Source organism: Kitasatospora sp. NBC_01539, assembly GCF_045040525.1.
Lineage (GTDB): Bacteria > Actinomycetota > Actinomycetes > Streptomycetales > Streptomycetaceae > Kitasatospora.
Genome location: NZ_CP109390.1, coordinates 4,504,194 through 4,515,405, shown reverse-complemented (window position 1 = coordinate 4,515,405; position 11,212 = coordinate 4,504,194). Strand labels below are relative to the sequence as shown.

At 74.9% G+C, this 11,212-nt stretch carries 10 protein-coding genes; 6 read left to right on the top strand and 4 right to left on the bottom strand.

Annotated features, from left to right (window positions below):
- Positions 1 to 29: 29 nt before the first annotated feature.
- The gene (locus tag OG335_RS19475) at positions 30 to 662 is read right to left on the bottom strand and encodes a ScbR family autoregulator-binding transcription factor (RefSeq protein WP_405012393.1); all 633 of its coding nucleotides are present in this window, start codon (positions 660 to 662) and stop codon (positions 30 to 32) included.
- Between the two features lie 197 nt (positions 663 to 859).
- On the opposite strand from OG335_RS19475, the gene OG335_RS19470 reads away from it, so the two are divergent.
- Both OG335_RS19470 and OG335_RS19465 read left to right on the top strand, forming a co-directional pair.
- The gene (locus OG335_RS19470) at positions 860 to 1,555 is read left to right on the top strand and encodes an HAD family hydrolase (protein ID WP_405012392.1); all 696 of its coding nucleotides are present in this window, start codon (positions 860 to 862) and stop codon (positions 1,553 to 1,555) included.
- 97 nt (positions 1,556 to 1,652) lie between these two features.
- Positions 1,653 to 2,843, top strand: coding sequence for a hypothetical protein (locus OG335_RS19465; protein WP_405012391.1), 1,191 nt, complete (start codon positions 1,653 to 1,655; stop codon positions 2,841 to 2,843).
- Between the two features lie 167 nt (positions 2,844 to 3,010).
- On the opposite strand, the gene OG335_RS19460 is transcribed toward OG335_RS19465, so the two are convergent.
- Both OG335_RS19460 and OG335_RS19455 read right to left on the bottom strand, forming a co-directional pair.
- On the bottom strand, positions 3,011 to 3,388 hold the full coding sequence (locus OG335_RS19460; RefSeq protein ID WP_405012390.1) for a hypothetical protein: 378 nt from the start codon (positions 3,386 to 3,388) through the stop codon (positions 3,011 to 3,013).
- Positions 3,385 to 5,016: a class I adenylate-forming enzyme family protein gene (locus OG335_RS19455; protein WP_405012389.1), complete on the bottom strand. Its 1,632-nt coding sequence runs from the start codon at positions 5,014 to 5,016 to the stop codon at positions 3,385 to 3,387. The genes OG335_RS19460 and OG335_RS19455 overlap by 4 nt, the downstream gene beginning before the upstream one ends.
- A 415-nt stretch (positions 5,017 to 5,431) precedes the next feature.
- Here OG335_RS19455 and OG335_RS19450 point away from each other — a divergent pair, with 415 nt between their 5' ends.
- From OG335_RS19450 to OG335_RS19435, 4 genes are all read left to right on the top strand, one after another.
- Positions 5,432 to 5,884: a MoaF-related domain-containing protein gene (locus tag OG335_RS19450; RefSeq protein ID WP_405012388.1), complete on the top strand. Its 453-nt coding sequence runs from the start codon at positions 5,432 to 5,434 to the stop codon at positions 5,882 to 5,884.
- An 87-nt stretch (positions 5,885 to 5,971) separates the two neighbouring features.
- Positions 5,972 to 6,385, top strand: coding sequence for a DUF3151 domain-containing protein (locus tag OG335_RS19445; RefSeq protein ID WP_405012387.1), 414 nt, complete (start codon positions 5,972 to 5,974; stop codon positions 6,383 to 6,385).
- Positions 6,386 to 7,095: 710 nt separating this feature from the next.
- Positions 7,096 to 8,274, top strand: coding sequence for a hypothetical protein (locus OG335_RS19440; RefSeq protein ID WP_405012386.1), 1,179 nt, complete (start codon positions 7,096 to 7,098; stop codon positions 8,272 to 8,274).
- Positions 8,275 to 8,499: 225 nt separating this feature from the next.
- Positions 8,500 to 9,372, top strand: coding sequence for a DUF3152 domain-containing protein (locus OG335_RS19435; protein WP_405012385.1), 873 nt, complete (start codon positions 8,500 to 8,502; stop codon positions 9,370 to 9,372).
- A 60-nt stretch (positions 9,373 to 9,432) separates the two neighbouring features.
- Here OG335_RS19435 and OG335_RS19430 read toward each other — a convergent pair whose 3' ends face one another.
- Positions 9,433 to 11,181, bottom strand: a complete 1,749-nt coding sequence (locus OG335_RS19430; RefSeq protein ID WP_405012384.1) for a hypothetical protein — start codon at positions 11,179 to 11,181, stop codon at positions 9,433 to 9,435.
- Positions 11,182 to 11,212: the final 31 nt, after the last annotated feature.

The window sequence follows — 11,212 nt, the reverse complement described above, 5'->3', positions numbered from 1 at the left end:
TGCGGCACGGGCTCCGGCGCTCCCCCTCGCTACGAGGGAAGCAGCAGATCGAGAAGCTCGTCGATCCTCTCGACGACGTCCGTCCGATCGTTGAGGATCCACGAGACATGCTGGACACCGAAGAACGAACTCACCAGCGTCCTTGCCAGCGTGGCCGGTTCGACGTGGGGCGGCAGCAGGCCGGCGTCGGCGGCCCGGGTGAGCAGCAGGCTGATGAAGGCGATGTAGTCGACGAACGGCAGCGGCAGGTCCACGTCGATGCTGACGCGCTCCGCCTGCAGCCGCACCGCGGCCTGGGCCACGGGCTCGTCCCGCAGGCTCCGGCCGGTGGCGCGGGTCAGCTCGCGCACGGCTTCCAGCGGCTCCAGCTTCGGGTCCACCAGCTCGGAGGCCTGGCGGGTGGCGGCGGTGTAGAAGGAGTGCACCAGCTCGACCGCCATCGCCTCCTTGTTGGCGAAGTGGAAGTACACGGCGCCCTTGGTGGCGCCGGCGAGTTCGGCGATGTCCTGGATGGTGACGGACTGGAAGCCGCGCCGGGCGAACAGCTGGGCGGCCGCCTCCAGGACGAGCGCCCGGGTGCGGACGGCGCGGGCCTGCCGGGGCCCGGGCGCCCGCTCGGCGGCCCTCCGGGCAACGGCTCCCCCTGGTTTCGGTGTGGTCATCTCTCAACCCTCCAGAGGGGCGCGGGGCCCGCATCGTGCCGGCGGTGCGCGCAAAGCATAACGTCACGAAGGTATGTTCCGACAGCGCACGACCGGACGAACCCGCGGAGCGCGGCGTCCCGGCAGCCCGCACGGCACGGCACCAGCCCGCCGGAGGACGTCCGGCGGCACCCGACGACAGTACCGAGGGGGAGACCGTGAGCGGTCCCAGGCTGGCATTCTTCGACGTCGACGAGACCCTGATCACCGTCAAGAGCCTCGCCGGCTTCTTCGTGCGCCACCGTACGGACTCCGGGCATCCGGCCGACGAGACCGACCGGATCCTGCGCGAACTCTGGGCCATGGTGGCCGCCGGCACGCCCCGGGAGACGCTCAACCGTGCGTTTTTCCGCCATCTCGCGGGCAGCCCGCTGCACCGGCTGCAGGAGAGCGGGACGCGTTGGTTCGCGGAGGTACGGGACGGCGGGCTGTTCCACCCGCCCGCCGTCGAGGCCGTGCGGCGGCACCAGCGCGACGGCGACGTCCCGGTGCTCATCTCCGGCTCCTGCGAGGCCTGCATCCGCCCGATCGCCGACCACCTGGGCATCACGTACGTCCTCGGCACCGAACTCCGCACCACCGGCGGCCCCGACCCGCAGCTCACCGGCGAGACCGGGCAGCCCCTGATCGGCGCCGGCAAGGCCCTGGCCGCACGCGCCCTGCTCGACCGCCTCGGCGCCCGGGCCGAGGACGCCACCGCGTACGCCGACGACGCCACCGACCTGCCGCTGCTCCACACCGTGGGGCGCCCCGTCGTGGTCGGCGACGATCCCGAACTCCGCCGCCGCGCCGAACGGTTCGGCTGGCGGCGGCTGCCCGGCGTCGACCGGGCCCCGGCGGGCCGGCCCGCCTGAACCACCCGAGGCACCGTACGCACCGGACGCACCGCACCCACCGGGCGCACCGGCGCCTCCCGGAGAACACCGTCAACGATCCAGGGGGACAACAGCTGTGACCACCGTCGACCGTCCACGCCCCGTGCCCGCCGCCCCGCTCTCCGAGGGCGTCCTCGCCACCCTCGGCGGACCGCTCACCGCGGCGGCCCGCGCCCTGCCCGCCACCGCCTTCGACGGCGCCGCGGAGGCGGACCGCGAGCGCACCCTCGCCCCCGGGCTGGCCGCGCGCCTCGTCGAGGCGGGCTTCGCCCGGCACTTCGTGCCCGCCGACCGGGGCGGCTCCGAAGGCACCTTCACCGACCTGGTGACCGCCACCGCGCTGCTCGCCGAGGGCTGTACCTCCGCGGCGTGGTGGGCGGCCCTCCAGGCCGCGCACGGGCGCCTCGCCGCGTACTTCCCGGAGGCGGGCCGGGCCGAGATCTGGAGCGGCTCCGCGGACGTGCCGATCGCCGCCGCCGTGGTGCCGCCCGCCGGCCGGATGACCAGGACGCCCGACGGCGGCGCACGCGTCGAGGGCCGCTGGAGGTGCGTGAGCGGGGTCGAGCACGCCGCGTGGGTGCTCCTGGCGGTGCCCGACCCGGCCGCACGGCCGGGCGACTTCCTCGTGGTCGCCGTGCCGCGCGCCGACGTCACCGTGCACGACACCTGGCACAGCGCGGGCCTGCGCGGCACCGGCAGCCACGACATCGCGCTCACGGAGCCGCTCGCCGTGCCCGCCCGCCGGTGCATGGGTTTCACGGACGTCCTGCGGCAGTCCGCCCGCACCGACGTCGCCCGCTGTCACGGCGTGCCGCCCCGGCTCGTCGCCGGCCTGGCGTTCGCCGCGCCCGCCATCGGCGCGGCCCGCGGGGCGCTCCGGGCGTGGGCGGCACCACTGGCCGACGCCCGGACGGGCCCGGGGGCCGCCCAGGTCAGCCCGGCCCGGTGCGAGGTGCTCGCGCGGGCGTCGGCGGAGATCGAGATCGCGGAGTCGCTGCTCGCCGGCGCGGCCGCCCGCGCCGACCAGGGCCCGGTCACCGAGCAGGCGGTGGGCCGCAACCTGCGGGACGTCGCCCTCGCCGTCGAGCAGACGGTGGCCGCCGTGGAGCGCCTCTACCGGGCCGGCGGCATCGCCGCCCAGGAGCAGAACTCCGCCGTCCAGCGCGCCTGGCGCGACGTCCACACGCTGGCCGCGCACGGCGCCCTCAACTGGGAGGCCGCGGCCGCCGAGTACACCCGGACGGAGCTGCCCGCCTTCGCACGCTGACCGGCCCGGCACGGCACCGGGACGGCGGACGGCCCCGGTACGGAGGAATCCGTACCGGGGCCGTCCGCTGCGGGCCGTGGAGGCCGCCGGGGGCAGTGCGCCGCTGCCGGGCGGCCGGCCGCCGCCTCCCGACCCGGGCGGGTGCGCCCGGGGCAGGAGGCGGCGGTTCAGGCCGACATCTCGGTGGGCAGCAGCAGGTCGCGGGCGATCTGCGGCAGCATCTCGTCGAAGAGCTGCTGGCCGCACAGCTCGCCGTCCAGCGTGTAGGGGATGTCGTCGACCGGCACGACCAGCGCGGGCAGCGTCGGGACGAGCCGGGCGCAGGCGGCCCGGGCGGCCCGCTGCGTGGACTCCTCGCGCTCCGCGTCGGCGGGCACGAAGGCCACGAGGAGCAGGTCCCCGTGGGCGGGCAGTTCACCGATCAGGACGGCGGTCTGCCGGGAGGCCGGCAGTTCGGAGAGGGCCCGCTCCAGCAGGAGCAGCCGGGACTCGATGTCGTCCTCGTGCAGTTCGTCGGAGGTCTGCGGCGGAACAGGCGTGGTCATGCGGGGATCTCCGTAGCTGACTGCTTGTCCAGGTGGATGTAGAGGTTGACCAACGGCATGATCTCGGTCAGGAGTTCGGCGGACCGGATGGTGCCGGTGGGGCTGTAGGGGATGGCCTCGACCGCGATGACGTGGGCCGTGATCCACGGCACCCGTCGGGCGCAGACGGCGCTGACGGCGCGGTACGCCGCGGTCTCCACGTCACGGCCGACCGGCACGAACGGCACGGCGAGCACCGGCCCGTGGTCGGGCACGTTCACCCGGAGCACGGCCAGGTCGTGCACCGCGGGCTGGTCGAGCAGTTCGGTCTCCAGCCCGAAGAAGGCGGTGTCCTGTTCGCCCGCCGCACGGGCCCGGACGGCGCCGGCCGTGCGGCCGGTCAGTTCGAGCCGTCCCTCGTAGTCGAGGACGCCGTCGTCCCCGGTCAGCAGGAACGGGCGCGGGCCCTGGCCGTCCGCCAGGTCGACCAGCACCGACGGCGCGGGGGCGTCGCCGTACGAGTCCATCAGCTGGTAGCTCGCGACGGCGACCCGGCCGCGGACGCCGGGCGGCAGCGGCCGGTGCTCGGCGTCGAGGACGGCGATGCCGATGCCGGGCATCGCGCGACCCGAGCGGCAGGGAGAGAGCGCGAGCTCCTCGGGGCCGAGCACGGTGACCAGACCGGTCTCGGTGGGCCCGTAGTAGTGGTGCAGCACGGGGCCGAAGCGGTCCCACGCCTCGTTCACGATCCAGCGGTTGAGGTGCTGGCCGCCGGTGAGCAGGAAGCGCAGCCTGGAGGTCTCGCGGAGCGCCGCGGAGGCCGGGTGCGCGAGCAGCCGCGACAGCACCGGCGGCACCATCAGGGTGGCGGTGACGCCCTCGTCGGTGATCAGCCGGCACATCTCGCCGAGGTCGTGGTAGGGGCCGAGCACGACGGTGCCGCCGAGCGCGAAGAACACCCGGGCCCAGCCGGGGCCGGAGGCGTGGTACATCGGCACGGTGACGAGGTAGGTGTCGTCCTCGTCGAAGGCGAACTCGTCGACGAGTTCGGCGAGTCGGCGGGCCTCGAAGGAACGGCGGCGCACGACCAGCCGGGACGCGCCGGCCGCGTCGTAGCCGACCGCGAACGACTCGTAGGGCTGGGAGACCGGGGCGGTGACCGGGGTGAGCGCGGCGGCGAGCGTCGAGTACGCGACCGGCTCGCCGGCCTGCGGGTCGGCGACGATCGGCTCCGGGGCCGCCAACTCCTCGCCCACGCCGTGCAGGTGGACCTGCAGGACGCCCTCGCGGTCGTCCCAGCCGGTGGCGATGAGCAACGGCCGGTGCAGCTTGCTGCTGACGACCACGGTGGGCCTGAGCTGTTCCAGTGCGTCGGCGGTGGCTTCCGGGGACGCCTCGAAGTCGAGTCCGGTCACCGGCACCCCGAGGGTCTCGAAGGCGGCCGTGGTGATGACGAGTTCCCAGCCGTTGCAGCACAGGAAGGCGGCGCGGGCGGGTCGGCCCTCGGGCAGGACCGTGGCGAGGCCGCCGGCCACCTTCGCGATCTCGTCGGCCAGTTCGGACCAGGTGATCCGGCGTCCGCCGTCCACCAGGGCGACATGGTCCGGCCGTTCAGTGGCGTGCCGCAGGGCGTCTTGCAGCTTGATCATCTCTAACTCCGTTCCATTGGGCTGGAGTTGGCCCGTCTGGTTCGTCCATCGATTGGGGCGCCGGAACACCTGCCCGGCGGTTCGCGCTGGGGAAGGTCGGGCTCTTACTGCTGCACGCGGTCGCCGCCGAATGCGCGGGCACGCGTCGGGGGGACACCCCCACGATGGAAACAAACCTTCGAGAAGGTATCAATAGACATCGGCAGCTCCGATGTACATCCGCACGACTCCCCGGAGGGCGGCCCGCGAGCCCTCCGCCCGCCCCCACCTGCACCGATACCCGACGTGCGCGGATCCACGACGGCCGGTGCGCGCACCGGCAACACCGCCGCACGCGGCCTCAGTAGCTTCAGCCGGGCACCACCCTTCGCCGCCAGAACCCCGCTCACAGCCCCTCCGTGGAAGGACCAGCACCATGAAGCGCCGCCTCGTCGCCCTCGCAGCCGCCCTCGCCATCTCCGCCTCCGGCGCCACCCTCGTCGCCACCCAGGCGTCCGCGGACGACGGCACCGCGGCCGTGGCCGCCGGCGCCGCGTACAGCTCCCTGCCGCCGTTCGCCGGCAAGACGTTCCTGATCACCGTCGACAACGGCAACGTCTACCGCAACACCTACTCGGCGGACGGCACCTCGCTGCACTCGGAGACCGTCCAGGGCACCGGCGTGGGCGAGGTCTTCGACGCGACCCTCGCCAACACCCAGGTCGGCCTCGGCCTCTGGTTCAGCAACTGGGTCGAGCCCAACGGCGTGACCGTCAGCCACGTGCTCAACTTCGCCAACCGGACGGTGCAGGTGTACTTCACCTTCGCCACCGCCTCCGGCACCCGCCTCGGCCAGCTGCACAGCGCCACCCTGACCCGCGTGGCCTGATCCTCCGCACCCACCCGCGGCACGCGCCCGGGCCGGCCCGACCGCCGGTGCCCGGGCACGTCCGCGGACAGTGGTTGACTGGAGAACATGAGCATTCACGAGAACCTGCTCGGCGGCCCCCCGCCGACCCACCTGCCGGCCGAGCCCGGTCCGCTGGAGGCGCTGGCCCAGGGCGCCTCGCCCACCGAGGTCGCGGCGACGTTCCCGACCTCCTCGCTCGCCTGGGCGCAGCTGGCCGACGACGCCTTCGCCGCAGGCCGGGTCGTCGAGTCCTACGCCTACGCCCGCACCGGCTACCACCGCGGCCTGGACGCGCTGCGCCGCTCCGGCTGGAAGGGCCACGGCCCCGTGCCGTGGGAGCACGAGCCCAACCGCGGCTTCCTGCGCGCCCTCCACGCCCTGGGCCGGGCGGCCGCCTCGATCGAGGAGAAGGGCGAGGCCGAGCGCTGCGCGCAGTTCCTGCGCGACAGCTCGGTCACCGCCGCCGACACCCTCGGCTGACCCGCCACGCCTCCTGGCGCCCCCGCGACCGGTCGCGGGGGCGCCTTTCTTTCTGCGCGCGCCCCGTACGCATGCGCACGCCCCATCGGTGGAATTCGCGCCGCCCGTTCCCGTTCACGCCGCCGCAATGCACTCGCACGTCCGGAGAAGTCCCCCGGCCGCACGACCGTGCGGCACCCGCGGTGAATACCGGCGATTCCCGGCATTGCCGGAGTGCATTTCCCTTGGGGTGCCCGGCCCCGGGCGGTTCCGACGGCCGCACGGAGACCCGTCCTCTCCCCGCGTCCGGCGCGACCGCGACCGGCACGTGGCGTGCGGCGTTCCGGCGGAGTTCCGCGCACCCGACCGGAGGGCCGGTTCGCACGACCCGGCAGGAATCCTCAACATCCTTGCTGCACAAGGGAGATGGATGCTTCCGCCGCAGGTCGTCGACACCGGGACACGGCCTGCCGCGCTGCGGTGTCGCCCGCCGCTGGTAGGTAGGTGGGTGGTTATTCTCACTCTTCTTTGGAGGAGATGGCTTCCCACCTACACACCCACCAGAGAAAACCCACCAGCAGAAAACCGGCCGTCACTCACGAGAGTGAAACGCGTACGGATCGTGTTTTCCGCCGGATAGAGTCACCTCGTCCGAGAACGAGAGCGGCCCCCGGCACGGGTGATACCCCGACCGGAGGCCTGACCACACAGGAAGCCCAAACCACTTCCCGATGACTGATCGTCAGCGTACCGGCTCCCGCTCGGGAGTCACGCACATCCGCACCGGACACGCCGGTCCGAAGCTCGGAATCTCCGAGGACCTCGTGCTCACCACCAGGAGCGCACTCGCCATCGGCCTCGCGGCCTACCTCACGGCGGTGCCCGAGGGCACACCGGTCACCATCAAGGCACTGGCCCAGCACTTCTGCGAGGGCGAGATCTCCACCGCCAAGGCCCTGAACGTCCTGGTGGACGAGGGCTGGCTGGTCCGCAGCATGTCCCGCCTGGACAACGGCCGGGTCTTCACCCGCACGCTGCTCCACGACGCCCCCGTCGGACGGACCGCGCCGGCACATGCGCCGGCGCCCCCACCGCCCGTCCCTCCGGCCCTCGCCCTCGGGCCGGCGGCCGCCCCGCCCGTCCCCCTGCCGGTCGGCCACCCGTCCGACTCCGTGGCCGCACCGTCCTGGCGCAGCTGGAAGATGCGCGCCCGCACGCGCCGACGGGAGGGCAGCGCGGCTCGCCCGCCCACCCCGGACACCGCGGACCCCGCACCCCCTCCTGCCGCACCCTGCTGCGGGGCGCACGCGGTACAGCCCGTACGGCCGGTTCCGGCGGCAGAGGCGGTGGAGGCGGTGGAGGCGGCACAGCCGGTACCGGCGACGGCCCCGGGTCGCCGTCCCGCCGCATCGCGCCCGCCCGGGAAGCCGGGGCGGCCTACGGCTCCCGGCACCGCCGGGCGGCCTCCCCGGACCACTGCCCCGCCCGCCGCGCCGGTCGTCCCGTTCGGCCGGCCGGCGGCCGACGACGACGATCCGGTCGACCCGCAGGCGGCCCTGATCCTGGCCTCCCTGCACCAGCACGACAGCCGGCTGCTGCTCTCCGAGGGAGAGATCCGCCAGCTCGCCCCCTTCGTCAGGACGTGGCTGAGCAGGGCCGCGACACCGAAGCAGATCATCACGGCCGTCACCGAGGGCCTGCCGACCGAGTTCAGCCACCGGCCCGTACGGATCCTCGGCTACCGCCTGCGGGCGCTGACGCCCCCGGAGCCGCCCCCGCCGGGCACCGTGCGGGCCGACCACGTCCTTCCAATGCAGACCTGCGACGGCTGCGAGCGCGCCTTCCGGGCGGCCGAGCCCCGGCTCTGCGCCGAGTGCGCGGAGGAGCCGGACCTTCCCGCCACGGCCTGACCGGCGCCGCGACCGCTCCCGATCCGGACCGGAACCGCCGCTCCGGGCTCCGCGTCCGTAGCCGGTGAGCAGGTGGTCCGGACCGTCCGGCCACCGGGCGCCACCGCGGGTGCATACCGGGTATGTGGACACCCGGCCCGGTTGCGTGCGAGGGTGGATCGCCGGTATCGATCGTGCATCGCCATGACGCTCCGTCAGATCGTGTCCCCTACCAGAGAGCCACCCGTGCGATCAGCCTCCGCCCACAGGAACGCACCCGCGCCCAGCAGACGCCGGGCCCGGCAGCAGCGTCGGCGGCGGGCGCGACGGCGGACGGCCTTCGGTATAGGTCTGCTCTGCTCGCTCTCCGTGCTGGGCGCGACCGCCTTCATGATGCTCGGCGACGACGGCGAGACCGGCAACGGCCAGACCTCGCAGGCCCGGCCGATCCCGCCGCTGACCGGCAACGCGGTGACGACCAAGGCGGCCCCGTCGCCGAGCCCCTCCCCCAGCCCGACACCGACGTCGACGCCCAGCCCCAGCCCCACCCAGGTCACCGAGAAGGGCAAGGGCACCTTCACCGTCGCCACCGCCTCCGGCAGTGCCGTGGGCAAGGGCACCGTCCGCCGCTACCGGGTCGAGGTCGAGGACGGCATCGGCATCGACCCCCGCGCCGCCGCGGAGCAGGTGCACGCGATCCTCAGCGACCGGCGCAGTTGGACGGCGGACGGGAAGAACGGCTTCAAGCTCGTCTCCGACGGCGTCTACGACTTCACCGTCAAGGTGGCCTCGCCGGACACCGTCGACCGGATCTGCGGCTCGGCCGGCCTCGACACCAAGGGCGAGGTCAACTGCGACGTCGGCAAACAGGTCGTGGTCAACTCCAAGCGCTGGCTGACCGGTTCACCGCAGTTCAGCGGCACGCTCGACGACTACCGGGCGCTCATCATCAACCACGAGGTCGGCCACCGGATCGGCCACGGCCACGAGGGCTGCCCCGGCAAGGGCAAGCTCGCGCCCGCCATGATGCAGCAGATCTACGGCCTCGACGGCTGCCGTTCCAACGCCTGGCCGTACACCGCGAGCGGCACCTACATCAGCGGGCCGAGCGTCCCGTAGCGCCCGCCGCGCGCCCCCGCCCGGCAGCCGGCGGGGCCCACCGCCGGGCGGGCCCCGCGGTCAGTACCGGACCGCCGCGACGCCCTCCGCGGTGCCGGCCACGAGCAGCCCGTCGGCCAGGGCGAGCGCCCAGACCGGCGAACCGAGCCGGAGGTCGAGCGGGCCGTCGGCACCCGGCCGCCACAGCCGCACCAGGCCGTCCGCCCAGGCCGCCGCGACCACCGGTCCCGCCGGGGTGTCGGCCGCCGCGACGGCGCTGACCGCACCCGTACGGCGGTCGAGCGGGTCGGGCGCCGCCGTGCCGGCCGCCGCCCCCCACAGCCGGACGGCACCGTCGAAACCGCCGCTGACCAGCAGGGTCGTACTGCCGGCCAGGGCCGTCACCGGCCCCTCGTGCAGGTGCTCGGCCACCACCGCACCACCATGGAGGCGGCGCACCGTGCCGTCGCCGTCGGCGAGCGCGGGAACCCCCTCCGGACCGACCGCGGCCAGCGCGCTCGGCCCGCCCCGGGCGTCCGCGCCCAAGACGTCGAGCGCCTGCCGCACGGCGGCCGCGCCGGTCGGGGCGTCCTCGGCGGGCACCACCCCCGGGACACCCTGCGCGTCCAGGACGACGACCGTGCCGTCGGGCGTCACCGCGAGCGCCCGGAGCGGGCCCGTCCCGGGCCGTTCCACCCGGGCGAGCGGGCGGCCGGTGCCCGCCTCGACGGTGCGGATCGTGCCGCCCGGGTCGGCCAGCAGCAGCTGACCCGCGGTGGGTCCGGCGCCGACGGCGAGCCCGGCCACCGCTCCCGGCCAGCCGGCCGACGACCCCGGCCACATCGCCCAGGCCGCCTGCCAGGGTGCGGGCACCTCGGCGAGCCGGCCTGCGGCCGCGTCGTCCATGCCGATCAGGCGGGTGCGGAGCACGGCGGCACGGACCCCCGGATCGGGCTCGCCCGCCAGCGCGGGACCAGCCGTCGCCCAGGCGGCGGGCAGTGCCCCGTCCAGGCCCTCCAGCGCCGCGGTGACGGCCACCGGGTGCGCACGGGTCAGGAGTTGGGGGTCGGCGAGGAGCCCGGCCGCGGAGCCGTCCCGGGCGGCGGCGGTCCACAGGTCGGAGAGCAGTGCCTCGTCGGCGGCGGCGAGGTCGGGGCTGCCGTCCGGATGGCGCGGGATACGGGCGATCAGGTCGGCGCCGGACTCCGGCGGCCCGTCGACCGCCCGGCCGAGCGCGACGGACGGGTGCGGGTAGGCCGCGGGGTCGCCGCCCGCACGGACCGCCCAGGAGGCGAACCGCTCCCGGTCGGTCCACTGCTCGTGGTCGAGGTCCAGCACGGCGGGATGCTCCACGGCGAGACCGAAGGCGGCCGCCGCGACGCCGCCGTCCGGCGCCTCGACCACCAGCCGGATGTTCGGCAACTCCACCAGAGGGGCGAGCAGTTGGGCGATCAGCTGGGATGGGTGCACGGCCCGTCCGAGGTCCGGCACGCAGATGACGGCCCGTCGGCCGTCGTCCGCGAGCGCGGAGAACAGCTCGTCGGGGCTGTGGGCCGGGTGGCCGAGCCGGCGGCCGAGCAGCCACAGCGCGGCGGGCACGGTGAGCCGCTCGCCGTCGAGCAGGGCGTGCACCCGCCGGTGCTCGGGCAGGTCCTCGCCGGAACAGCCGTCGGCGAGCCATCGGAGCAGGTGCGTCTTGCCCGAACCCGCCGAACCGGACACCCGGCAGAGCCGCGGCGCGCGGTCGTCCGCGAGCCAGCCCAGGAGAGCCAGTCCGGCCGGTCGGCGGCCCGCCCGGAGCGGCGGTATCCGACGCGCCTCGTCACTCATGCCCTGGTCCCCTCGTAGCCCGACGAACGAC